Source organism: Microbacterium sp. SCN 69-37 (assembly GCF_001724435.1).
Taxonomy (GTDB): Bacteria; Actinomycetota; Actinomycetes; order Actinomycetales; family Microbacteriaceae; genus Microbacterium; species Microbacterium laevaniformans.
In genome coordinates, this window is sequence record NZ_MEEL01000036.1 from 13,638 (window position 1) to 35,885 (window position 22,248).

Here is a 22,248-nt window from a genome sequence, read left to right on the forward strand (position 1 = left end):
CCATCCTGCCGGTGCATGCGGTGCTCGAGACGCGTGATAATGTTGAGGACATACAAGGGCCTATGGCGCAGTTGGTAGCGCGCCTCGTTCGCATCGAGGAGGTCAGGAGTTCGAATCTCCTTAGGTCCACCAAGAAGACGGCTGATCGGGCATGAGAAATCATGGCTGAGCGGCCGATTCTTTTGCCTGCATCCGCCGACCCGGTACTGACTTTGCTGATTGAGGCGATCTTCTCACGTGCGATCGCGTACGGGGTGAGTGCTCCGAGCGCGCGGCGATCGTCAAGCTCACCGCCCTAGGCTGGATGACGCTCGGCTCTGCGATCGGACCCCCCTCGGCGAGTACTTCGTCTGGCGTGAGGACGATCCCGCGCCCGTGCAGTTGATCGCGGGGGGATCGGGGGTCGTGCCGCTGCTGGCTATGGCTCGCGCGCGTGCCGTCGCCGACAGTGCGGCTCCGTTCCGCCTGCTCTGCTCGACCCGTTCGCCGGACGACGCGATGTACGCCGACGAGATCTCCCGCCTTCCACCCGCCGCGTTCACGGTGTCGTGGGTCTACACACGCCAGCCGCCGCCCGGGTGGCCGCGAACGGCAGGCCGCGTCACCGATGCCGAGCTGGCGCAGCTGTGCTGGCCGCCCGCGGAGCGCCCCGCCGTCTTCGTGTGCGGGCCGACGTCGTTCGTGGAGGCGGTCGCCGACGCGCTCGTTCGCATCGGGCACGAGCCGGCGCGGATTCGCACGGAGAGATTCGGAGGGTCATCATGACGACGGATGCCGTGGCGCACCCGACGCCCGTCGGGCGCCGCGTCGCTCGAGTCGACGGCAACGCACTGGCGGGGATGCTCTCCGGCGTGTTCGCCGACGACCCGACCTCGATCGTCGTCGTGTGCGGGCATTGCGCGCGCTCGGGACCGTTGGCCGAGGCCGTCGTGGAGCGCGACGAGCATGCCGCGATCGTGCGCTGTCGCGGGTGCTCCCGTACGCTCATGACGGTCGTGGCGGCGCCGTCGGGTCCGGCGATCAGAATCGCCGCCCTCGCCGAGCTGATCAGCCCGACTGCCGCCCGCTAAGCCGACGCCAGCTCGGGTCGGGCCTCCCACAGTCTCGCGGTCTTCAGCGCGAGGTGCAGAGTGCTGCGCTGCAGGCCGTCGGCCAGCGCTTCGCGCACCGCCGCGGGCATGTGCTCGAGGCGGTAGTAGAGCGTCGTGCGGTGGATGTGCAGCCGGGCACAGGTATCGGGTGCCCGGCCCGCCTCGTCAAGATAGGCCTCGATGGTCTGACGCTGCACCTCGTCACCGGCGGTCAGCAGCGCGTGCGCGGCGGGGGAGACCAACTGAAGCAGGCGCGGCGAGGCGGGGACGGACTGCACCAGCATCCATCCACCGAGATCTTCCGCCCGCGGCGCGAGTGCCTGCGGCATCGTGGCACGCAGACGCGCGGCATCCAGGGCCTGGCGGATCGTCGGCAACGGATCGTCGCGATCGGGCGGGCAGTCGGCGGTCGCGAGAGCAGACGGGCGCGCCGCGTGCGCACGCGTCTCGCGCTCGACGGCGGCGATGCAGGCCGCCATGTCGACCGTCGCGGGGGAGATCAGGACGACGGCGTCGTCGACGATGTCCACGACGTCGGTCGGCGCGGGCAAGGCTGCGGCGAGGCGGCGCCCCAGCGCGATCTGTTCCACCTCGCCGGCGCCGTTCGCGAGCACGGCCCAGACGCGCAGCGGTTCATCGGGCGCGACGACCCATCGCCGGGAGCGGAGCTCCCACAGCGCATCGGTGCGCGCGGTGGCATCACCGGCGAGCAGGGCGGCGCAGACGCGCTCGCGTCGGCCGCCGTCGCCGCCGTGTGCGCGTGCCAGCAGATGGACGGCGGCGTCGACCACACCCCAGGCACGCGAATCCAGGTCGCCCGCCGAGCGACCGATGACGCGCAGGGTCAGTGATCCGACACCGACTGCAGCATCGACGAACCGCGCACCGGCGACGGGCTCCGATACCGCCGCCGCCGGTTGTCGGTCGCCCGACGCGCTGCCGGTCAGGCGCACCCGCGCCCCCAACGATCGCGCCACCTGGTCGATCACCTCGATCGTCTTCATGCCCGTCTCCTCGCGTCGCCCCGGTGGGGCCACGGTAGGGCCGGCACGACCTCGCGAGCGTGGCCCTTTCGTGGCCACCACCGTGCGCGAGCGGCGCGGATGCCGTCAGCCGGCGTGTTCGCGGGCGCGCAGATCCTTGCGCAGGATCTTTCCGGACGTCGACTTGGGGATCGACTCGATGAACTCGACCCGGCGGATCTTCTTGTGCGGCGCGACGTTGTCGGCGACGAAGCCCATCACCTCCTCCGCGGTGAGCCCGGAGTCAGGCGCGGGCACGATGAACGCCTTCGGGATCTCCTGCTTGTCGTCGTCGAGCACGCCGATGACGGCGGCATCCATCACCTTCGGATGGCCCAGCAGCAGCGCTTCCAGCTCGGCCGGTGCGATCTGGTAGCCCTTGTACTTGATGAGCTCCTTCACGCGGTCGACGATCGAGAAGTAGCCGCCGTCGTGGTAGACGGCGATGTCGCCGGTGTGGAGGAAGCCGTCGGCATCCAGGGTCTCGGCCGTCGCCGCGGGCTTGTTGAGGTAGCCGAGCATGACGTTCGGGCCCTGCACCCACAGCTCGCCCGGCCGGGTGCGCCCGTCGTCTTCGATCTCGGTGATCTCCTCGCCGGTCTCGGTGTCGACGAGCTTGCACGCGATGTTCGGCAGGATCGTGCCCACCGAGCTCACCGGGATGTCATCGCGCGTATACGGCATGGCGTGGGAGACGGGGCTCAGCTCGCTCATGCCGTAGCCCTGCATCATGCGCGCGTTGATGCGGCGGGCAGCGATCTCGGCCGTCTCGCCGTCGAGCGGCGCGGCGCCGGAGAACACGGTGTGCACCGTGGAGATGTCGAACTGATCGACGATCGGATGCTTGGCGAGAGCCACCGCGATGGGCGGAGCGATGTATAGGTAGGTGCACCCGTAGGTCTGGATGTTGGTGAGGAACTGCACGAGGTCGAACTTGGGCATGGTGACCAGGGTCGCCCGCTGCTTGAGCGCGAGATTGAGCAGCACCGTCATCCCGTAGATGTGGAAGAAGGGGAGCACCGCGAGCACGCGGTCGGTGTTCTTGAGATCGATGTTGATGCGACACTGCGCGACGTTCGCGACGAGGTTGCGGTGACTGAGCATGACGCCCTTGGGAATGCCGGTCGTCCCCGAAGAGTAGGGCAGGACGGCCACGTGCGTCGCCGGGTCGAACGACACCTCCGGCGCGGCACGGCCCTCGCCGAGCAGGCTGCGCAGATCGGGATGCCCGTCGGCGCCGTCGAGCACGACGAGTCGCTCGGCGGGGATGCCGATGGCCTCTGCCGCCTGCTGCGCGGCGCGCAACAGCGGGCTCACCGTGATGAGCCAGCTGGCCCCGGCGTCTCGCAGTTGCTTCTCGATCTCGCCGGCGGTGTACAGCGAGTTGATCGTCGTCACCGTCGCGCCGGCGCGAAGGATGCCGTGGAACACGGTGGCGAACGCCGGCACGTTCGGGCAGAGCAGACCGAGCACGGTGTCGGTGCCGACGCCGCGAGCAGCCAGCGCGCCGGCGAAGGCGTCGACCTGCGCCTTGAGCGCGCCGTAGGAGGTCTCGGCGCCCGTTGCCGGATCGATGAGGGCGATGCGCGCGGCGTCATCCGCGCTGAGATCGGCGAACAGGTCGTCGTAGATGCTGACGTCCGGGATCTCGACATCGGGGAAGGGGCTGGTGAACACGGCGGTCTCCTTCGATGACGGGCGGCGAATGCCCGCGCGGACCGGCGACGCTGCCGGGTGCGTCCATCATGCCACCGCCAGACGCGTGTGCGGCACGCGGTCTCCGTTTCAGGGAGACCGCGTGCCACCCGGCGCCGACGTCAGACGAGCACGGCGCTCTCCCGAGCACGACGACCGATCGCGAGGCGCTCGGCGGCGCGCTCCTCCGCGGCATCCAGCGGTGTGATGTCGCGCGTCGCCGCATCGGCGAAGAGAGCGCGCACGGTGTCGCCGATCGCGGCGACACGATCCATGATCTGACTGCGTGTGCCCCGGTGCTTCGCCTCCAGGTCCAGGTAGACGACGCCGCCGGCGTTGACGACGAAGTCGGGCGCGTAGAGGATGCCGCGCGCCGCGAGGCGATCGGCACCCGAGCGGTGGGCGAGAGGGTTGTTCGCGGGGCCGCAGACGGCGCGTGCGGCGAGGGCGTCGATGGTGTCGGCGTCCAGCACGCCACCGATGCCGGCGGGGACGAACACGTCGGCTTCGACGAGATGCTCGGAGCCCGGCTCGACCCACCGTGCGCCGAGCTCGGCGGCGAGGCTGCGTTTGGCGGGGTTGACATCGGTCACCGTCAGCGCCGCGCCTTCCGCGCTCAGGCGGACCGCGAGTCGGCTGCCGACCTGACCGAGCCCGGAGATCGTGATCCGTCGCCCGACGACCTCGGGCGCGCCGGTCACCTGCTCGAGCGTGGCGCGCAACGCCTCGTACACGCCGAGGCTCGTCGGGCCCGCGGGCTCGCCCGACCCGCCGACGGCGTCGGGCAGGCCGACCACGTGCGCCGTCCGCTCGCTGACCACCAGCATGTCCTCCGTCGTCGATCCGACGTCCTCCGCCGTGCGGTAGCTGCCGTCGAAGCGGTCGACGGCGTCGCCGAGATCCAGGTACGCCGCGCGCCGACGATCGGCGTCGAGGGTCGTTCCCGGCGGCAGGCAGATCACCGACTTGCCGCCGCCGGCGTCCAATCCTGCCGCGGCGTTCTTGAGCGTCATCGCAGCCGAGAGGCGCAGGGCGTCTCCGACGGCGTCGCTCCAGTGCGGATAGGTCCACATGCGGGCACCGCCGAGGGCGGGCCCGAGCGTCGAGGAGTGCAGGGTGACGGTGATGAGCAGTCCGCTCCGGGCGCCCGTCGTCACCTCCACGCGCTCGTGGGAGAAATCGGGCAGGGGCAGGGTGTGCGTCATCGCATCCTCTTTCGGCGGGCCTTGTGGGCGGTGCTCGGTGGATGCCGCCGCGTTGCGGCATCCACCCCCTATTCTGCCTCCGCCGGCACCGATCCCGCGGGTGCATGCGCGTGAGCGTCGTCGACCGCGCCGGTGGTGCCGCGGTCGGAGAGATCGAACGGGCGTCCCCGCAGCGCGCGCAGCGCGTACAGGATGGTCGCCAGATCGATCACTTCCTGTCCGAGCGCGCCGATGACGGCCGGCACCAGGCCGGTCGTCGCGAGCAGCATCGCCGCGACGCTCAGGGCGATGCCGATCCAGATGGCGACGTAGGCCACGCGCAGGGTGCCGCGACCGATCGCGACCGCTTCGGCCACCTTCGTCAGCGAGTCCTTCAGCACGACGGCATCCGCCGCATCGCCCGCGGCCGTGGCTCCCCGCGCGCCCATCGCGATGCCGATATCGGCGGCGGCGAGCACCGGCGCATCGTTGACCCCGTCGCCCACCATGAGCACCGGGCGTGGCGTCATCATCGCGGCCAGGTGCACCTTCTCGGCGGGCAGCAGGTCGACGTGCACCTCGTCGACGCCGACCGACGCCGCCACGGCGTCGGCGGTGGGCCGGGCATCGCCGGTGAGCATCGTGACGCGTTCCACGCCGTGTGCGCGCAACCAGCGCACAACGGCCCGCGACTCCGGCCGTGCGCCGTCGGCGAGCACGAGGGCTCCCGCGAAGCGCCCGTCGACAGCGACGTACGAGGCCGCATGCCCCGCCTCCAGCGCGGTGAGCGTGGTGTCGGGGGCGAGTGCCGCGACGTAGGCCGGCTTTCCGACGACGACGCGTCGCCCGCCGATCACGGCGGTCACCCCGTTGGTCGCTTCCTCGTGCGCGTCGTCGGCCGGCTCCACCACGATGCCGCGCGCAGACGCGGCGTGGCGGATGCCGTCGGCCAGCACGTGCGCGGAGTACTGCTCGGCCGAGGCCGCCCACGCCAGCAGGCGGTCGGGATCGATGCCGGGCGCGGGACGCACATCGACCAGCACGGGCCGGCCCTGGGTCAGGGTCCCGGTCTTGTCGAAGGCGGCGGAGCGCGCGCGTGCCAACTGCTCGATGACGGTGCCCCCCTTGACGATGATGCCGGCCTTCGCCGCGCGCGAGATGCCGCCGAGGAAGGCGACCGGTGCCGCGATCAGCAGCGGGCAGGGTGTGGCCAGCACGAGGACCTCCGCGAACCGGACGGAGTCGCCCGACAGTCCCCAGGCCGCTCCGGCGATGGCGAGCGAGACCGCCGTGAAGGGAATCGCGAACCGGTCGGCCAGGCGCACCATCGGAGCGCGCGATTCCTGCGCGGCACGCACGAGGGCGATGATCTGCTGATATTGGCTGTCGGCGCTGCGCCGCAGAGCCCGCACCCGGATCGCGCGCGATCCGTTGACCGCTCCCGAGAGCACGGTCTCGCCGGCGGTGCGCGTCACCGGCATGCTCTCTCCGGTCAGAGACGACTCGTCGAAGCTCGCCTCCTCTGACAGGAGGGTGCCGTCCACCGGAACGACCTCGGCCGGCCGCACGAGAAGCTCGTCGCCGACGGCGACCTCGTCGGCGGGAAGGTCCCGGGTCTCGTCACCGGCGCCCGGACGGCGCACGTGCGCGATCTGTGGTGCGCGATCCAGCAGCGCCGTCAGCTCGCGTGTCGCGCGACGGCCCGCGTAGTCTTCGAGCGCCTCGCCCCCGGAGAGCATGAGCACGATGATCAGCGCCGCGATCGTCTCGCCGACAGCGAGGGTCGCGACCATCGCGACGACGGCGAGCACGTCGAGTCCGACATGACCGCGCATCACGTCGCGGACCATGCCGATGATCGTCCACACGACGATGGCGGAGACGTAGGCGGTGGTGATCCCCGTCGCCCACGCGCTCAGACCCGCGCCGGCGAGTGCCGCGGCGATGATGCCCACGGCGACGGTCGCGGTGATCACGGGGTACCGTCCGAGGGCGGCGAGGATGCGGCGCATGCCCCCAGCATTCTCCTCGTGCCGAGGGCCCGCCAGTAAGCCTGGATTGCCTTGCCTGGACCGCGTCGGCGACGTTCGAGGGCGGCCGACTCTAGGCTGGCGCCATGACCGAGAATCTCTCGCCGCGCAGTCGCATCGTCCACGAGGCCCTCCGCTCCGCCGGGGTGGCGGGGGAGATCATCACGCTCCCGGACGCCGCCTCGACGGCGGCCCTGGCCGCCGCCGCCCTCGGCGTCGAGGTCGGCGCCATCGCGAACAGCCTCGTCTTCCTCTCCGACGGCGAACCGCTGCTCGTCATGACCAGCGGGGCTCACCGCGTGGACACGGCGGCCCTCGCCGAGCGCCTCGGCCGCCGCAGCATCGTGCGGGCCTCGCCGGATGAGGTGCGCGCCGCGACCGGCCAGGCGATCGGCGGCGTGGCGCCGACCGGACACCCCGCCCCGCTGACCACGGTGGTGGACGAGGCGCTCGCCGGGTTCGACGAGATCTGGGCGGCCGGCGGCACTCCCCACACGGTGTTCCCTCTCACCTTCGACGAGCTCGTCCGCCTCACCGGCGGCACCGTGAGCGCCGTGGACTGAGCGCGGCCGGGCGCGGCCTCAGCCGTAGAGCCGCCGACGCAGTTCGTCGGCGGCCGCGCGGATGTCGGCGACGAGCGCGTCCTTCCGCAGCGCCGACCCCGCCGGCCAGGTGAGGGCGATCGCCGCGACCGGCCAGCCGGCATGGTCCCGCACCGCCACGGCGACCGAGCGGAACTCCAGCGTCACCTCCCCGTCCTCGCTCGCGAAGCCGTCGGCACGCGTGCGCACGAGCAGCTCGCGAAGCTCGGCGGGGCGCCGCGGTCCGCGACCCGTGCGGTCGGCGAAGGCCGCGGCATCCGGATAGAGCGCGCGCACCTGCTCGCGCGGCAGGGCTGCGAGCATCGCACGCCCGGTCGCGGTGAGGTGCGCGGGCAGCCGCACGCCGACATCCGTGACGAGCGCGGGGCGGCGCGGCGCGCGCTCCTCGACGATGTAGAGGACGTCGCGGCCGGTCATGACCGCCAGATGCGCACTCTCGCCGACACGGTCCGACAGGCCCGCCACGAGCGGCCGGCCGAGACGAGCGAGAGGCTGCTGGCGGGCGTAGCCGCCGGCCAGCTCGAACGCGGCCGTCCCCAGCCCCCAGCGCCGATCGTCGGGCAGATGCACCACGAATCCGTGCGCCGCCATCGCCGCCAGCAGGTGGTAGACGCTGGAGCGGGGGATGCCGAGACTGTCGGAGATCGTCCGGGCGGCGACCGGTCCGCGCTGGCGTGCGAGGGAGGAGAGGATCCGCAGCGTCTGATCTGCGGCGGGGACCTGCGCGGGGGCCGGCGACGAGCCCGCATCGCCGGTGTTGTCTGGGATCACAGACACAGAATGCCACGCTCGTGTGGCCGCGGGGGCAGAACCGGGATGGAATCGGGACATGACCACCGTCGCCGCTTCGACCCTTGCCGATCACGTCCTCGTCGGCGCGCGCCCCCTGACACCCGCCGAGGTCGTCGCCGTGGCCCGCCACGGCGCCGCGGTCGAGATCGCCGCCGACGCCTGGACGCGGATCGGCGCGGCGCGGGAGCTCATCGAGCGCCTGGCCGACGACCCGGAGCCGCACTACGGCATCTCGACCGGCTTCGGCGCGCTGGCGACGACCTTCATCGCGCCGGAGCGACGCCGTCAGCTGCAGGCGAGCCTCATCCGCTCCCACGCGGCCGGCACCGGGGCGGAGGTGGAACGCGAAGTCGTGCGCGCCCTGCACCTGCTGCGCCTGCAGACTCTCGCGACCGGACACACGGGCGTGCGCCCGGTCGTCGTCGAGACCTACACCGCGATGCTCAACGCCGGCATCACCCCGATCGTGCGGGAGTACGGCTCGCTCGGATGCTCCGGCGATCTCGCCCCTCTTTCGCACCTCGCGCTGGCGGCCCTCGGCGAAGGGGAGGTGCGCGATCGCACGGGCGCGCTCGTGGCGGCATCCGACGCCCTCGCCGACGCCGGCATCGCGCCCCTCGTGCTGGAGGAGAAGGAGGGGCTCGCCCTCATCAACGGCACCGACGGCATGCTCGGCATGCTCGCTCTCGCCCTCTGCGACCTCGACAATCTGCTCACCGTCGCCGACATCACCGCCGCCCTCTCGATCGAGAGTCAGCTCGGCACCGACGCGGTGTTCGCCGCCGACCTGATGGCGCTGCGCCCGCAGAGCGGACAGGCGGCGTCGGCGGCGAACCTGCGCGCCCTGCTCGCCGACTCGCCGCTGGTTGCGAGTCACCGCGACCCGGCGGTCTGCACGCGCGTGCAGGACGCGTACTCGCTGCGCTGCTCGCCACAGGTGCACGGAGCCGCGCGCGACACCGTCGCGCACGCCCGCACCATCGCCGAGCGGGAGCTGGCCTCCGCCGTCGACAACCCGGTCGTCACCGGCGACGGCCGCGTCGAATCCAACGGCAACTTCCACGGCGCCCCCGTCGCGTACGTGCTCGACTTCCTCGCGATCGCCGTCGCCGACCTCGCCTCGATCGCCGAACGTCGCACCGACCGGGCGCTCGATCGCACCCGCAGCCATGGTCTGCCGCCGTTCCTCGCCGACGAGGTCGGCGTCGATTCGGGGCTCATGATCGCGCAGTACGCGGCCGCGGGGATCGTCTCGGAGCTCAAGCGTCTGGCGGTCCCGGCATCCGTCGACTCCATCCCCTCGTCGGCGATGCAGGAAGACCACGTGTCGATGGGGTGGGCCGCCGCACGCAAGCTCCGCCGCGCCGTCGACGGACTCGCCCGGGTGCTCGCGATCGAACTCGTCACCGGGTGCCGGGCCCTCGACCTGCGGGCGCCGTTGCAGCCGGGGCCCGCCACCGCCGCGGTCCGCGCCGCGGTGCGCGCCGCGGGCATCGCAGGGCCCGGGCCCGACCGGTTCGTCAGCCCCGACCTCGAAGCCGCCACCGCGCTCGTTCTCTCCGGCGCGGTCGCCGACGCTGCGTTCACAACTCCGGACAACCGTCCCTGATCGAAGGAGATCACGATGACATCACCCGTTGACGCCCAGAACTCCGGAGTTGTGAACCGGGCGGCGTCGAGCCGCGGCCCCGTCCGCGCCCCGCGTGGGGGCGAGCGGACGGCCAAGAGCTGGGGCGCCGAAGCCGCGAAGCGGATGCTGATGAACAACCTCGACCCCGAGGTCGCCGAACACCCCGAAGACCTCGTCGTCTACGGCGGCACGGGTCGGGCGGCGCGGTCGTGGGAGGCGTACGACGCCATCGTCCGCACGCTCGATGAGCTCGAGCCCGACGAGACGCTGCTGGTGCAGTCCGGAAAGCCGGTCGGGGTCTTCCGCACCCACGAGTGGGCACCGCGCGTGCTGATCGCCAACTCCAACCTCGTGGGCGACTGGGCGAGTTGGCCGGAGTTCCGCCGGCTCGAGCAGCTGGGACTCACGATGTACGGGCAGATGACCGCGGGATCGTGGATCTACATCGGCACGCAGGGCATCCTGCAGGGCACGTATGAGACGTTCGCCGCCGTCGCCCGCTCCCTCGGGCGGGACTCGCTCGCGGGGACGCTCACCCTCACCGCCGGAGCCGGCGGCAGGGGCGGCGCCCAGCCGCTCGCGGTGACGCTCAACGGGGGAGCGGCGCTGATCGTCGACGTCGACGCGTCGCGGCTGGAGCGCCGGGTCGCGCACGGCTACCTCGACGAGTACACCGACGACCTCGACGCCGCCCTCGCGCGTGCGGTGGCGGCGCGCGCGGCGGGACAGGCGCGGTCGGTCGGCCTCGTCGGCAACGCCGCCGAGGTCTTCCCCGAGCTGCTGCGCCGCCGACACGCCGGCGCCGCCCCGATCGACATCGTCACCGATCAGACCAGCGCCCACGACCCGTTGGCTTATCTGCCCGCCGGAGTGAGTGTCGGACAGTGGCGGGATGCCGCGGCATCCGACCCGGAGGGCTTCACCGTCCGTGCCCGCGCCTCGATGGCGGCGCACGTGGAGGCGATGGTCGGATTCCAGGATGCCGGGGCCGCCGTGTTCGACTACGGCAACTCGATCCGCCGCGAGGCCGAGATCGGCGGCTACGACCGGGCGTTCGCGTTCCCCGGGTTCGTGCCCGCCTACATCCGCCCGCTGTTCGCCGAGGGTCGGGGCCCGTTCCGGTGGGTGGCGCTCTCGGGCGATCCGGACGACATCGCGAAGACCGACCGTGCGGTCGCGGAGCTGTTCCCCGACGACGTCCCGTTGCGCAGATGGCTGGAGAAGGCGGGCGAGACCGTGCACTTCGAGGGGCTGCCCGCGCGGATCTGTTGGCTCGGCTACAAGGAGCGTCACCTCGCCGGATTGAGGTTCAACGAGATGGTCGCCTCGGGCGAACTCGCCGGACCGATCGTCATCGGCCGCGATCACCTCGATGCCGGCTCGGTCGCCTCGCCCTACCGGGAGACGGAGGCGATGGCCGACGGTTCGGACGCGATCGCCGACTGGCCGCTGCTGAACGCCCTGCTGAACACGGCCTCCGGCGCGTCGTGGGTGTCGATCCATCACGGCGGCGGGGTCGGCATCGGCCGCTCGATCCACGCCGGTCAGGTCGTCGTGGCCGACGGCACGGCGCTCGCCGCGCAGAAGCTCGAGCGGGTGCTCACGAACGATCCCGGCACGGGTGTCATGCGGCACGTGGATGCCGGCTACGAGCGTGCGCGCGAGGTCGCGCGTGAGCGCGGGCTGACGGTTCCGATGCTGCGGGACGACGTGCCGTGAGCACGCTCATCCTCACGAACATCGGTGAGCTCACGACGAACGTCGAGGCTCTGGGCGATGACCCCGCCGACCCGACCGGCCTCATCCGGGGCGCCGCCGTGGCTATCGTCGACGGCCGTATCGCCTGGGTCGGTCGCGCTGCGGACCGACCCCGCTCCCTCGCCGATGTCTCGGCGGTGGTGGATGCCGAGGGGCGCGCGGTCATCCCGGGGTTCGTCGACAGCCACACGCACCTCGTCTTCGCGGGCGATCGCGCCGACGAGTTCGCCGCCCGCATGGCCGGCCAGCCGTATGTCGCCGGCGGCATACGGCGCACCGTGGCGGCGACGCGCTCGGCATCCGACGACGAGCTGCGGGCGCGTCTGAGGGGCTTCGTCGACGAGATGCACCGGCAGGGCACCACCACGCTCGAGGTGAAGACGGGCTACGACCTCACCGTCGACGGCGAGGCCCGGCTCGCTCGCCTCGCGCGCGAGGTCACCGACGAGGTCACCTTCCTCGGTGCGCACGTCCTGCCCGACGAGTTCGCCGGTGATCGCGACGCCTACATCGATCTCGTCTGCGGTCCGATGCTCGACGCCGTCCGCCCGTTCGCCCGATGGATCGACGTCTTCTGCGAGAGGGGGGCGTTCACGCCCGCCGAGAGCCGCCGCATCCTCCTGGCGGGGATCGGCGCGGGACTTCTCCCACGGCTGCACGCCAACCAGCTGGGTCACGGGCGCGGCGCGCGGCTCGCGGCCGAGCTCGACGTCATCTCGGTCGATCACTGCACCTACCTCGATGAGGAGGATGGGCGCCAGCTCGCAGCGAGCGACGTCGTGGTCACGCTGCTGCCCGGCGTGGAGTTCTCGACCCGGCAGCCCTATCCCGATGCGCGTCGGCTGATCGACGCCGGCGTGAGCGTCGCCCTCGCGAGCGACTGCAACCCGGGCACCAGTTTCACCAGCTCGATGCCGCTCATGATCGCGCTGGCCGTGCGCGAGATGGGGATGACGGTCGCCGAGGCGGTCTGGGCGGCCACCGCGGGCGGCGCTCGGGCCCTGCGCCGCAGCGATGTGGGCTCCCTCACCCTCGGCACGCGGGCCGACCTGGTGCTGCTCGATGCGCCGACGCGGACCCACCTCGCGTACCGCCCGGGGGTGCCGCTGGTGCGCGCCGTCTACCGCGGCGGTGAGCTGATCGCGTAGGCGTTTCGACTCGGCGCCGCGAGTCGAAACGCCCCGTGCCGCACGGCGTCAGGGGCGGTCCAAGCTCCACTCCTGCGGATCCGTCGCCGTCGCGACATCCCAGTCGTCGGTGGACCACACGAACGTCGCGACGGCACAGGTCGGCATATGACCGATCCCGCCGCCGGAGAGCCGCTCCGCGAGCGCGGTCATCCCCGGGTCGTGCGCGACGACCATGACGGCCGGGACGCCACGGCCGGCGGCCGCCCGCAGGAGCGTGGCCGCCGCGGCGCCGTACAGGTCGCCGTCCAGCTCTGTCTCGAGGCCGAACGCGGAGGCGAAGAAGGAGGCCGTCGTGCGGGCGCGCAGCGCGGTCGACGACAGGATGGCCTCGAGCCGGATGCCGGTTCCGGCCAGCCGCTCCGCGAGCACGGGTGCGTCGCGCAGGCCCCGCTCGTTGAGCGGGCGGTCGTGATCGTCGAGACCGGGATCGCCCCAGTCGCTCTTGGCGTGGCGGACGAGCACGAGCGTCGTCATACAGTGACCTTTCGTCGGTGCAGGCCGGCCAGCAGCTCCAGCACACACAGGGCGGCCAGGCGCACGGTGCGCCCGTCGGCCGCGTCGGCCGCGGCATCCACTTCGACGATATCCGCGCTGGTCACGCCGGCGTCGGCGGACAAGCCGCGCACGAGCGTCCGCAGCTCCCACGCCTGCAGGCCACCGGGAACCGACGCCGGGCAGCCGGGCGCCACCGCACGATCGCAGACGTCCACGTCGATGTCGAGATGGATGCCGCCACCCCCGCGCCCGGCCACCTCGCGCGCCTCGGCGATCACGTCGTGCGCGCCGCGCAGACGAAGCTCGTCGAGGGTGATGACACGGATGCCGAGGTCGGCGGCGCGCTGGGCGTACGCCGCGGAATCGGCGAAGTCGGCGATGCCGATCTGCACGATGCGCGTCGGGTCGAGGCCGTCGTCGACGAGGCGACGCACGGGGGAGCCGTTGGAGACGCCGTCGCGCAGGTCGAAGTGCGCGTCCAGCGTGATGAGACCGCCGGCGCCGGCGCCCTGGGCCGTCGCACACGTGATCGAGTTGTCGCCGCCGAGCGCGATCAGCAGCGCGGTGCGCGCCGTCAGCGCGGCGGTGCGGCCGCGCACGCGCGCCTCGCCCTCGGAGCCGTCGGGCTCGGCGACATCGCCCGCGTCGGCCAGCCGCAGCGCGGCGGCGAGGTCGACGGGCGGCGGACCCAGGAGCGTCGGGCTGTACCGGCGCAGCGCCTCACGGACCGCGCCGGGCGTCGCATCGGCACCGGTGGGTGAGAGCGATGTGCGACAGGCCGGCACCCCCAGCAGCACGGCGTCGAGGCGCCCGGCCGCCGACGCCTCCTCGAGCGCGGGCCAGTCGCCGGCGCGCGGCCAGAGCGGGTCGTGGGACAGGGCAGCCGTCATCAGCCGACGTACACCCAGGCGGTGCGCCCGCTTCCCAGCGTCACCCGCACCCGGCGGTACAGCGACACTTCGTACTCGTCGGCGGCATCCACTTCATCGGCGGTGAGGTGCAGAACGCGGCCGACCACTTTGTCCAGCGGGCTGCCGGTCTCGCGCAGCACGGGATGCACGGAGGCGCCCGACAGATCGACGACGCGCTGGTCCTCGATCTCGACGTAGTCGATGGTGTAACCGGGCAGCACGTCGGGCTCGCCCGCGATCAGGCGCCCGAAGGTGTCCAGCTGCACCTCGGCATACTGGAGCGTGCCGTAGGTGAACAGCAGCTCGTCCGCCGGTTCGCCCATGTCCGTCAGGCTACTGCGCCGGGTCGCGGCCAGCCAGAGGCGCGCGTGCGTTCACCGGCCGTCCCTGACCGTCCCCCGAGCACGTGTGCTCAGCCCAGCAGCGCGTGCGCGACGGCGAAGATGACGAGTCCGGCCAGGGCGCCCACGATCGTGCCGTTGAGGCGGATGTACTGCAGGTCGCGTCCGACCATCAGCTCGATCTTCTCGGTGGTCTCGGCGGGATCCCACTTCTCCACGGTCTCGGTGATGATCGAGGCGATGTCGTGGCGGTACCGATCCACGACGAACACCGCGGCCCCCGCGATGCGATCATCCACACGGTGCTGGAGCGCGGCATCCGTCGACAGGCGCTCGCCGATCTCGACCAGCGCCGCGCTCACGCGTCGGCGCAGCCCGCTGGCGGGATCTGCCAGGGCGGTGAGCAGGCCCGTCTTGGCCGTGTTCCACGCCTCGGCGGCCAGTTCGCGCACGCGGGGGCTGTCGAAGACGGCCGTCTTGGCCTCTTCGAGTCGCGCGATCGTCGTCGGATCGCTCTGCAGGTTCTCGGCGAGGCGCGCGAGGTATCCGTCGACGGCGCGCCGCGCGGGGTGGTCGGGGTCGTCCTGGATCGCGGCGACGAACTTCACGGCCTCGTTGTACACGGTGTCATCGACGAGGCGCATCGCGACCGACGGCACCCACGAGGGCAGTCGTCGGGAGACCAGACCGCTGAAGGCGGCGTGGTTGGCATGCAACCACGTCGCGATGCTGTCCACGCCCAGATCGACCGCGCCACGGTGCGCGTCGGCCTGCACGACCCGACCGAGCCACCCGCCGACGGTCGGTCCCCACTGCGGGCTGAGCAGGTGCTCACGCGCGAGGTCGCTGATCAGATCCTGCACCTCGTCGTCGCTGAGGGCGCGCAGGATGCCGGAGGCCACCGTCGAGGCCTCCGCCGCGACGGTCTCGGCGTGCGCGGGATCGCGCAGCCAGGCACCGGCCGTCCGGGCGATGGGCGTCGACTCGAGCTTCGCGCGGACGACGCCCGCCTCGAGGAAGTTCGTCTCGACGAACTCGCCCAGGGTGCGCCCGATCTCGTCCTTGCGGTGCGGGATGATCGCGGTGTGCGGGATGGGGATGCCGAGGGGGTGACGAAACAGCGCGGTCACCGCGAACCAGTCGGCCAGGGCGCCGACCATGCCGCCCTCCGCCGCGGCGCGGACGTACTGCAGCCACGGGAAGCGCTCCTGCAGGATGAACGCCACGACGAACACGACCGCCATCAGGATCAGTGCGCCGAGGGCGACGCCCTTCATCACACGCAACGCGCGGCGACGTTCCTGGTCGGCCGGGCTGAGCAGTTCGGTGGGGGTGCGCGCCATGCCCGTAGTCTCGCATGCGGCGTATCCTGGCCGCGTGATCGAAGACATCCAGAAGCGCGCCCTGCATCGCACCCGCATCCTCGAGGGGCAGGTGCGCGGGCTCGCACGGATGATCGAGAACGAGGACTACTGCATGGACATCATCGCCCAGTCGCGAGCGATCCAGCGGGCCCTCGCGTCACTGGACAAGCTGCTGATCGAGAATCATCTGCGCACGCACGTCGCGCACATGTTCGCCGAGGGCGGCGATCAGCGCGAGCTCGCCGTCGCCGAACTCCTCAAGGCGTACGACCTCGATACGCGCTGACCGCGGCATCCCTCCGGTCCGACCGAATCGCAAGGCCGTCGCCGCGACACGCCGGGTGCGGCGGGATCCGCGCGGCGTGCCGCGCGGCAACCCTTGCAGTTCGGTTCTGAACAGGACGGATGCCCGGGGTGGATGCCGCAGCCGGATGCCGAGGGCAGCTCAGGAGCTGACGGGGCCGAGCCAGGCGGCGGCGACGGTGGCGTGCGCCGATTCGGGGTCGGACGGGTGGAACATGCCGGCGAGCACGTCGCGGTAGAGGCGGCTGAGCTCGTTGCGCTGGAAGTACGACGAGCCTCCGGCGACGAGCATCGCCTCGTCGACGATCTGCTTGGCGGCCACGACCGCGCGGTGCTTCAGACCCGACAGTCGGGGGAACCACTGCCCGCCGTGATCGACGAGGACGTCCACGTCGTGTGCGATCGCCGCGACCTGGGGGAGCAGGCCGTCGTAGGCGAGCGCCATCTCCGCGATGCGCCAGCGGATGTCGGGATCGTCGCTGTACGGGCGCCCGGTCTTCTTCGACGTCCGCGTCTTCGCCGCCGCGACCGCCAGGTCGAGCGCGCGGCGCGCGACGCCGGTGTAGACGGATGCCAGGAGCACCTCGAACACGCTGAAGATGCCGAAGACGATCGGATCGGGGTTCGGGCCGGGCACGACGCGGCGAACGACACGGTCAGCGGGGGCCACGGCGCCGTTGAGCACCGTCGTGCGCGATTGCGTACCGCGCATGCCGACGGTGTCCCAGTCGTCACGGGTCTCGACGGCGTCGGTACGTTGCACGAACGCGTAGACCATCTTCGGATCCGCGGGGTCGGTCGTGTCGAGTCCGTGCAGACCCAGCTGCGTCCACACCGGCCCGAGCGAGGTGAAGATCTTGGTCCCCGTGAAGGAGTACGAGCCGTCGGCGGCGGGGACGGCCTGCGTGTCGCTGCCGAAGAGAACCAGATCGTTTCCTGCCTCGCTGATGCCGAACGCGAAGACCTCGCCGGCGACCGCGCCGGTCTGCACGAACCGCAGGTCATCGATGCCGCGATCGGACATCACCTTCGCGACTCCCGTCCACACGAGGTGCATGTTGATCGCCAATGCCGTCGCCGGCGCGGCGCCCGCGAGCCGCTGCTGCAGCACCGCGGCCTCCGCGAGCCCGAGACCTGCGCCGCCCAACGCGGTGGGGACGAGGATCGAGAGGTATCCGGCCGCCGTCAGTTCCGCGAGATCCTCCGTGGGGAAGCGGTTCTCGGCATCCACGGCGGCGGCACGCGAGCGGATGCGCTCGAGCAGGTCGTCCGGCAGGTATGCGGTCGCATCGAAATCGGTCACCCCTCCATCCTGCCCCTCGTCACCTGCCTCAGGGTCGCCGCCGGTCCCGTGGTGCCGCCGACGCGGCAGGATGGAAGCATGATCTCGACCGAGTTGGCCCTCGCCCTGCGCGATGCCGGTCTGCTGTGGCGCCCGGCATCCGGGGACCGATTTCAGCTCGATGAGCCGGAGTTCGAGGCGGACGTCTTCACGGTCAGTGAGATGACGATCGAACCGCGTCACTACGCGACGGGCGCGATCCTCGCCTTCAACGGCACGACGGAGTGGGCGCTGGACTCCGTCGCGCAGGCCGATGCGCTCTGGCTGCCACGAGAGGATCAGCTGCGGGAGCTGCTGCGCGGCGCGTTCCGCCGACTGGAACGGCTCGCCGACACCCACCGCGTCGAGATCGAGTTCGCCGGCGAAACGCACGCGTTCGAGCATCCCCAGCCCGAAGACGCCTACGCCCTCGCGGTCCTGCACGTGCTGCGCCGCATCTCCTGACGACGCCGCGATACGGATGCCGCGGCGTCAGCCGAGGGCGTCGAGGAGATGGCGCATCGTGTCCTCCGGGAGGTCGCAGTGCGGGGAGTGCCCGGCGCCGGTCACCACCGACATCGTGATGAGTGGGTTGCGGAGCACCTCGGCGGCCACCTCGCCCTGGAAGATCGAGAACACCTCCGGGTCCGCCGCGATCACGTGCGTCGGCACCGAGAGCCTCGCTGCGGCCGCACGCACGTCCCACGGCGTGTTCTGCAGGCTGGTCTGCTCGACCGCCCAGCGGCTCGCCTGCTGCGCGGCGCGGGCCTTCAGCTCGACGTCGAGCGGATGCCAGCTGGGGTGCTCCGCCCGCACCGCGTCGATCGACGGGTCGGCGAAGGACTGCTCCTGCCCGACGCGGACGTTCTCGCGGTCGCGGTCCGCGAGACGGATCGCGGGGTCGATGAGCACCACTCGACGGGTCCAGTCGGGGTCGGCGGCGCTCGCCACGGTGACCGCGGCGCCGCCGAGCGAGTGCCCGATGACGAGGTCCCAGGGCCCGCCGTCGTCGGTGCGCGTCTGGCCCACGTCGGCCGCGTACGCGTCGATGCTGTAGTCCAGCGTGCGCGGCGCGGCGCCGTGGCCGCGCAGGTCGACGGCCGTCGCGAGCCACCCGGCATCCGCCAGGGCCACGCCGTAGCGCCACATGAGGGCACCGGTCGATCCGAGTCCGTGCACGAGCAGTGCGCGACGTCGGGCGCGCACGTCGCCCCACGAGAGCCGGGGCAGGGTCACAGCGGCAGTCATGTCGTCAGCCTACGGTCGCGCGCTGTCCGTGGGCGATGAGGATGTCAGGTGATGACGGGGACGGGTTCGGTGTCGGGGATCGGGCTCGCGTCGCGTCCGCGCAGGTCGGGGAAGCCCCGCGCGAAGAGCGTCGAGACCAGCGCGCCCACGATCGCGAATCCGGCCGCGGCGGCGTATGCGCCGGCGGGCCCGGTGCTGTCGATGAGGAAGCCGGCGACGGCCGAGCCGAGGGCCGCGCCGATGAGCTGTCCCGTGCCGATCCAGCCGTACGCTTCGGCGGTCTCGCTGAACTTCACGGATGCCGAGGTCATCGCGAACATGACGGCCAGCGCCGGGGCGATGCCGACGCCCGCGACGACCAGGCAGGCGCCGACCCACCACGGGGTGGACGCTCCGATGTCGCCGACGACGAAGACGGAGGCGACGAGACCGACGGCGACAACGCTCATGCGTCGCGCCATGGCCCACGGCCCCATGGGGATGTGCCCGAAGGCGAGGCCTCCGGCGAGACTGCCGACGGAGAAGACCGCCAGGACGAGACCGGCCTCCAAGCCGCCGTGGCCGAAGGTCGCGACCACAGCGGCCTCGACCGCCGCGCACGCGCCGATGAGGAGGAAGCCGATCACCGTGGCGAGGAGGACCACGGGCTTTCCCAGCACCTTGCCGAACGCGCGGCGGCTGCGCGGGATGCGCACGCGCCCGACTTCGGGGGAGAGGATGAACCAGGCCCCGCCGGCGACGAGGATCGAGACGATCAGCAGCAGCGCCGGCACCGTGCCGATCTGGGTGGCGACGAGGGTGATGACGACCGGCGCGAGGATCCAGATGATCTCCTGCAGGCTCGCGTCGAGGGAGAACAGCGCCGTCAACTGCCGTGCGTTGACGAGCTTGGGGTAGATCGTGCGCACGGCCGACTGCACGGGAGGGGTGGACAGGCCCGCGATGAGTCCGAACACCATGTATCCGGCGACCCCGAGGGGGATCAGGGCGAGGGCGAGCAGCGCCGCTGCGCACACGGCGGTCGTCAGTGTGAGGACGCGCCGCATGCCCCAGCGGCCCATCCACCGGCTGGTGACGGGGCCGGCCGTCGCCTGACCCACGGATGCCGCCGCCAGCACCAGCCCGGCAGAGGCGTAGGAGCCCGTCATCTGCTCGACGTGGAGCAGAATCGCCAGGCTCGTCATCCCGTTCGGAAAGCGCGCGGTCAGCTGTGCCGCGATGATGCGCGCCACGCCCTGCGTGCGCAACAGTTCCCGGTATCCCGCCACCCCTCCACGGTACCCGTCGGCGCCGACACCGCGACACGCCGGACGGATGCCGCGACACGCCGCAGTCGAGATTCCACAGGCTGATGGATGTCGGAAGCCCCCCGTAGCCTCCGGGCTGTGGATGGCCGTCGCGAGGGCGATCGAAATCCGCGCGATTCAGGCTTTTTCCAGGCTTCGATCCTCGCGGCATCCTGTGGATGAAACGGTGGACAACCTGTGTTGTACATGGGGAGAGCGGTGCAAAACTACACGGATGTAACTACTAGCCCTTGTGGTGCTATCCAACGTCCGTACCCATATGTAGTATTGGACTCCCGGCGGGGGCACGGCCGGGATCACAGGCGAGAAGAGGGCGGAATCCCAACGGGATCGATCCGCGCAGACCAAGGGGAGAGAAGGAACGACATGGCAATCACCGTCTACACCAAGCCCTCGTGCGTGCAGTGCAATGCGACCTACCGCGCACTGGACTCGAAGGGTATCGACTACGAAGTCCTCGACCTCTCGGAGGACCCGGCGGCGCTGGAGCACGTGAAGTCGCTCGGCTACCTGCAGGCTCCGGTCGTCGTCACCGACGAAGACCACTGGTCGGGCTTCCGTCCCGACAAGATCGACGAGCTCGCGAGCCGTCTGGCCTGACATGCCGACACTGACGAGTGCCCCGCTGCTCGTCTACTTCTCGAGCGTGTCGGGCAACACGGCGCGATTCATCGAGAAGCTCGGTCTGCCGGCCGTCCGCATCCCGCTCGCCCCTGGCGACACACCTCTCGAGGTCGACGAGCCCTTCGTGCTCGTGACACCGACCTACGGAGGAGGCCAGGGGCGAGGCGAGGAGAAGGGCGCCGTTCCCAAACAGGTGATCCGGTTCCTCAACGACGAGCGCCATCGTCACCTCATCCGCGGAGTGATCTCCGCGGGCAACACCAACTTCGGCGAGTCGTTCTGTCGCGCCGGTGACATCATCAGCCGCAAGTGCACCGTGCCGCACTTGTACCGGCTCGAACTTTTCGGCACGCCCGACGACGTCGCCCGTGTGAGCGACGGATTGGAACGATGGTGGAAGCTGCAGTGAGCCCGGCGACCTTCAAGACCGACGCACGCTTCGAGGGCATGGACTACCACGCCCTCAACGCGATGCTCAACCTGTACGGCGAGGACGGCAAGATCCAGTTCGACGCCGACAAGCGTGCCGCACGGGAGTACTTCCTCCAGCACGTCAACCAGAACACCGTGTTCTTCCACTCCCTCAAGGAGCGCCTCGACTACCTGGTCGAGAAGGAGTACTACGAGGGCGCGGTGCTGGAGAAGTACCCGTTCGAGTTCATCCAGCGCCTCAACGACCGCGCCTACGGCGCGAAGTTCCGCTTCGAAACCTTCCTCGGCGCCTTCAAGTACTACACGAGCTACACGCTGAAGACCTTCGACGGCAAGCGCTACCTCGAGCGCTTCGAGGACCGCGTCGTGATGACGGCCCTGGGCCTCGCCGACGGCGATCAGCAGCTCGCCGAGAAGCTCGTCGACGAGATCATCTCGGGCCGCTTCCAGCCGGCCACCCCGACCTTCCTCAACACCGGCAAGGCGCAGCGCGGCGAGCTCGTCAGCTGCTTCCTGCTGCGCATCGAAGACAACATGGAGTCGATCGCCCGCGGCATCAACTCGGCCCTGCAGCTGTCCAAGCGCTCAACTCGGCCCTGCAGCTGTCCAAGCGCGGTGGCGGCGTCGCGCTCCTGCTCAGCAACATCCGTGAGGCCGGCGCTCCGATCAAGCAGATCGAGAACCAGTCCAGCGGCATCATCCCCGTCATGAAGCTGCTCGAAGACAGCTTCAGCTACGCCAACCAGCTCGGCGCGCGCCAGGGCGCCGGCGCCGTCTACCTGTCGGCGCACCACCCCGACATCCTGCGCTTCCTCGACACGAAGCGCGAGAACGCCGACGAGAAGATCCGCATCAAGACGCTCTCGCTCGGCGTCGTGATCCCCGACATCACGTTCGAGCTCGCCCGC

Annotated in this window: 22 protein-coding genes, 1 tRNA gene and 1 pseudogene; 12 read left to right on the forward strand and 12 right to left on the reverse strand. The window is 71.2% G+C overall.

Annotated elements, in window-relative coordinates:
• The first annotated feature begins 56 nt into the window (after window positions 1-56).
• The 3 genes from ABS64_RS11130 (at window position 57) to ABS64_RS11140 (ending at window position 1,070) form a co-directional block, all read left to right on the forward strand.
• A tRNA-Ala gene (locus ABS64_RS11130) sits at window positions 57-132 on the forward strand.
• 243 nt (window positions 133-375) lie between these two features.
• The gene (locus ABS64_RS11135; RefSeq protein WP_016464584.1) at window positions 376-765 is read left to right on the forward strand and encodes a hypothetical protein; all 390 of its coding nucleotides are present in this window, start codon (window positions 376-378) and stop codon (window positions 763-765) included.
• Window positions 762-1,070: a DUF6510 family protein gene (locus tag ABS64_RS11140; protein ID WP_036290207.1), complete on the forward strand. Its 309-nt coding sequence runs from the start codon at window positions 762-764 to the stop codon at window positions 1,068-1,070. Before ABS64_RS11135 ends, ABS64_RS11140 begins: the two co-directional genes overlap by 4 nt.
• Here ABS64_RS11140 and ABS64_RS11145 read toward each other — a convergent pair.
• The 4 genes from ABS64_RS11145 to ABS64_RS11160 all read right to left on the reverse strand — a co-directional run bounded on the left by ABS64_RS11145 (window position 1,067) and on the right by ABS64_RS11160 (window position 7,004).
• Complete coding sequence (locus tag ABS64_RS11145; protein ID WP_292683591.1) at window positions 1,067-2,095, reverse strand: helix-turn-helix domain-containing protein; 1,029 nt, start codon at window positions 2,093-2,095, stop codon at window positions 1,067-1,069. The two genes, ABS64_RS11140 and ABS64_RS11145, sit on opposite strands and share 4 nt — an antisense overlap.
• Before the next feature lie 105 nt (window positions 2,096-2,200).
• A complete protein-coding gene (locus ABS64_RS11150; RefSeq protein ID WP_292683593.1) occupies window positions 2,201-3,790 on the reverse strand; it encodes an AMP-binding protein in 1,590 nt (529 codons plus the stop codon).
• 140 nt (window positions 3,791-3,930) lie between these two features.
• Entirely contained in the window at window positions 3,931-5,013 is a 1,083-nt protein-coding gene (locus tag ABS64_RS11155; RefSeq protein ID WP_292683594.1) for a Glu/Leu/Phe/Val dehydrogenase family protein, read from the reverse strand.
• A 68-nt stretch (window positions 5,014-5,081) separates the two neighbouring features.
• Window positions 5,082-7,004 carry a heavy metal translocating P-type ATPase gene (locus ABS64_RS11160; RefSeq protein ID WP_292683596.1) on the reverse strand — a complete coding sequence of 641 codons (1,923 nt, stop codon included), beginning with the start codon at window positions 7,002-7,004 and terminating at the stop codon, window positions 5,082-5,084.
• Window positions 7,005-7,108: 104 nt separating this feature from the next.
• Here ABS64_RS11160 and ABS64_RS11165 point away from each other — a divergent pair, with 104 nt between their 5' ends.
• Window positions 7,109-7,585, forward strand: coding sequence for a YbaK/EbsC family protein (locus ABS64_RS11165; protein WP_061682982.1), 477 nt, complete (start codon window positions 7,109-7,111; stop codon window positions 7,583-7,585).
• 18 nt (window positions 7,586-7,603) lie between these two features.
• Here the strand turns inward: ABS64_RS11165 and ABS64_RS11170 are convergent, their stop codons facing one another.
• Entirely contained in the window at window positions 7,604-8,401 is a 798-nt protein-coding gene (locus ABS64_RS11170; RefSeq protein WP_061682981.1) for an IclR family transcriptional regulator, read from the reverse strand.
• 52 nt (window positions 8,402-8,453) lie between these two features.
• On the opposite strand from ABS64_RS11170, the gene hutH reads away from it, so the two are divergent.
• Genes hutH through hutI form a run of 3 tightly spaced genes read left to right on the forward strand, consistent with a single transcriptional unit; the run spans window position 8,454 to window position 12,952 of the window.
• Window positions 8,454-10,025, forward strand: coding sequence for a histidine ammonia-lyase (gene hutH / locus ABS64_RS11175; RefSeq protein WP_036290229.1), 1,572 nt, complete (start codon window positions 8,454-8,456; stop codon window positions 10,023-10,025).
• 15 nt (window positions 10,026-10,040) lie between these two features.
• Window positions 10,041-11,765, forward strand: a complete 1,725-nt coding sequence (gene hutU / locus ABS64_RS11180; RefSeq protein WP_292683599.1) for a urocanate hydratase — start codon at window positions 10,041-10,043, stop codon at window positions 11,763-11,765.
• A complete protein-coding gene (gene hutI, locus ABS64_RS11185; RefSeq protein WP_036290233.1) occupies window positions 11,762-12,952 on the forward strand; it encodes an imidazolonepropionase in 1,191 nt (396 codons plus the stop codon). The genes hutU and hutI overlap by 4 nt, the downstream gene beginning before the upstream one ends.
• Window positions 12,953-13,000: 48 nt before the next feature.
• On the opposite strand, the gene ABS64_RS11190 is transcribed toward hutI, so the two are convergent.
• The 4 genes from ABS64_RS11190 to ABS64_RS11205 all read right to left on the reverse strand — a co-directional run bounded on the left by ABS64_RS11190 (window position 13,001) and on the right by ABS64_RS11205 (window position 16,084).
• Window positions 13,001-13,468, reverse strand: coding sequence for a histidine phosphatase family protein (locus tag ABS64_RS11190; RefSeq protein ID WP_036290235.1), 468 nt, complete (start codon window positions 13,466-13,468; stop codon window positions 13,001-13,003).
• A complete protein-coding gene (locus ABS64_RS11195; protein ID WP_292683602.1) occupies window positions 13,465-14,379 on the reverse strand; it encodes an arginase family protein in 915 nt (304 codons plus the stop codon). Before ABS64_RS11195 ends, ABS64_RS11190 begins: the two co-directional genes overlap by 4 nt.
• Window positions 14,379-14,723, reverse strand: a complete 345-nt coding sequence (locus ABS64_RS11200) for a gamma-glutamylcyclotransferase family protein (RefSeq protein WP_005052293.1) — start codon at window positions 14,721-14,723, stop codon at window positions 14,379-14,381. Before ABS64_RS11200 ends, ABS64_RS11195 begins: the two co-directional genes overlap by 1 nt.
• An 89-nt stretch (window positions 14,724-14,812) precedes the next feature.
• Window positions 14,813-16,084 carry a DUF445 domain-containing protein gene (locus tag ABS64_RS11205; RefSeq protein ID WP_288118750.1) on the reverse strand — a complete coding sequence of 424 codons (1,272 nt, stop codon included), beginning with the start codon at window positions 16,082-16,084 and terminating at the stop codon, window positions 14,813-14,815.
• A 34-nt stretch (window positions 16,085-16,118) separates the two neighbouring features.
• Here ABS64_RS11205 and ABS64_RS11210 point away from each other — a divergent pair, with 34 nt between their 5' ends.
• The gene (locus ABS64_RS11210) at window positions 16,119-16,391 is read left to right on the forward strand and encodes a metal-sensitive transcriptional regulator (protein WP_036290241.1); all 273 of its coding nucleotides are present in this window, start codon (window positions 16,119-16,121) and stop codon (window positions 16,389-16,391) included.
• A 159-nt stretch (window positions 16,392-16,550) separates the two neighbouring features.
• Here the strand turns inward: ABS64_RS11210 and ABS64_RS11215 are convergent, their stop codons facing one another.
• A complete protein-coding gene (locus ABS64_RS11215) occupies window positions 16,551-17,711 on the reverse strand; it encodes an acyl-CoA dehydrogenase family protein (RefSeq protein ID WP_288118753.1) in 1,161 nt (386 codons plus the stop codon).
• A 78-nt stretch (window positions 17,712-17,789) separates the two neighbouring features.
• Here ABS64_RS11215 and ABS64_RS11220 point away from each other — a divergent pair, with 78 nt between their 5' ends.
• Complete coding sequence (locus tag ABS64_RS11220; protein WP_005052303.1) at window positions 17,790-18,194, forward strand: hypothetical protein; 405 nt, start codon at window positions 17,790-17,792, stop codon at window positions 18,192-18,194.
• A gap of 27 nt (window positions 18,195-18,221) precedes the next feature.
• Here ABS64_RS11220 and ABS64_RS11225 read toward each other — a convergent pair whose 3' ends face one another.
• Both ABS64_RS11225 and ABS64_RS11230 read right to left on the reverse strand, forming a co-directional pair.
• Window positions 18,222-18,977: an alpha/beta hydrolase gene (locus tag ABS64_RS11225; protein ID WP_292683606.1), complete on the reverse strand. Its 756-nt coding sequence runs from the start codon at window positions 18,975-18,977 to the stop codon at window positions 18,222-18,224.
• 44 nt (window positions 18,978-19,021) lie between these two features.
• Window positions 19,022-20,245, reverse strand: a complete 1,224-nt coding sequence (locus ABS64_RS11230) for an MFS transporter (RefSeq protein WP_292683608.1) — start codon at window positions 20,243-20,245, stop codon at window positions 19,022-19,024.
• Window positions 20,246-20,650: 405 nt separating this feature from the next.
• Between ABS64_RS11230 and nrdH the strand changes: the two genes are divergently transcribed.
• From nrdH to ABS64_RS11245, 3 genes and pseudogenes are all read left to right on the forward strand, one after another.
• Entirely contained in the window at window positions 20,651-20,884 is a 234-nt protein-coding gene (gene nrdH, locus ABS64_RS11235) for a glutaredoxin-like protein NrdH (protein ID WP_005052310.1), read from the forward strand.
• Window position 20,885: 1 nt separating this feature from the next.
• Complete coding sequence (gene nrdI, locus ABS64_RS11240; RefSeq protein WP_036290246.1) at window positions 20,886-21,317, forward strand: class Ib ribonucleoside-diphosphate reductase assembly flavoprotein NrdI; 432 nt, start codon at window positions 20,886-20,888, stop codon at window positions 21,315-21,317.
• Window positions 21,299-22,248, forward strand: a pseudogene (locus tag ABS64_RS11245) (ribonucleotide reductase N-terminal alpha domain-containing protein); the annotation flags it as partial. The gene nrdI and the pseudogene ABS64_RS11245, both read left to right, overlap by 19 nt.

What these genes read in the sequence shown, in the direction of transcription:
- ABS64_RS11190 (WP_036290235.1), bottom strand. Translation starts at nt 13,468, where the DNA reads ATGACGACGCTCGTGCTCGTCCGCCACGCCAAGAGCGACTGGGGCGAT.
- ABS64_RS11205 (WP_288118750.1), bottom strand. Translation starts at nt 16,084, where the DNA reads ATGGCGCGCACCCCCACCGAACTGCTCAGCCCGGCCGACCAGGAACGT.
- ABS64_RS11200 (WP_005052293.1), bottom strand. Translation starts at nt 14,723, where the DNA reads ATGGGCGAACCGGCGGACGAGCTGCTGTTCACCTACGGCACGCTCCAG.
- ABS64_RS11140 (WP_036290207.1), top strand. Translation starts at nt 762, where the DNA reads ATGACGACGGATGCCGTGGCGCACCCGACGCCCGTCGGGCGCCGCGTC.
- hutU (WP_292683599.1), top strand. Translation starts at nt 10,041, where the DNA reads ATGACATCACCCGTTGACGCCCAGAACTCCGGAGTTGTGAACCGGGCG.
- hutH (WP_036290229.1), top strand. Translation starts at nt 8,454, where the DNA reads ATGACCACCGTCGCCGCTTCGACCCTTGCCGATCACGTCCTCGTCGGC.
- ABS64_RS11155 (WP_292683594.1), bottom strand. Translation starts at nt 5,013, where the DNA reads ATGACGCACACCCTGCCCCTGCCCGATTTCTCCCACGAGCGCGTGGAG.
- ABS64_RS11160 (WP_292683596.1), bottom strand. Translation starts at nt 7,004, where the DNA reads ATGCGCCGCATCCTCGCCGCCCTCGGACGGTACCCCGTGATCACCGCG.
- nrdH (WP_005052310.1), top strand. Translation starts at nt 20,651, where the DNA reads ATGGCAATCACCGTCTACACCAAGCCCTCGTGCGTGCAGTGCAATGCG.
- nrdI (WP_036290246.1), top strand. Translation starts at nt 20,886, where the DNA reads ATGCCGACACTGACGAGTGCCCCGCTGCTCGTCTACTTCTCGAGCGTG.
- ABS64_RS11145 (WP_292683591.1), bottom strand. Translation starts at nt 2,095, where the DNA reads ATGAAGACGATCGAGGTGATCGACCAGGTGGCGCGATCGTTGGGGGCG.
- ABS64_RS11220 (WP_005052303.1), top strand. Translation starts at nt 17,790, where the DNA reads ATGATCTCGACCGAGTTGGCCCTCGCCCTGCGCGATGCCGGTCTGCTG.
- ABS64_RS11225 (WP_292683606.1), bottom strand. Translation starts at nt 18,977, where the DNA reads ATGACTGCCGCTGTGACCCTGCCCCGGCTCTCGTGGGGCGACGTGCGC.
- ABS64_RS11195 (WP_292683602.1), bottom strand. Translation starts at nt 14,379, where the DNA reads ATGACGGCTGCCCTGTCCCACGACCCGCTCTGGCCGCGCGCCGGCGAC.
- ABS64_RS11165 (WP_061682982.1), top strand. Translation starts at nt 7,109, where the DNA reads ATGACCGAGAATCTCTCGCCGCGCAGTCGCATCGTCCACGAGGCCCTC.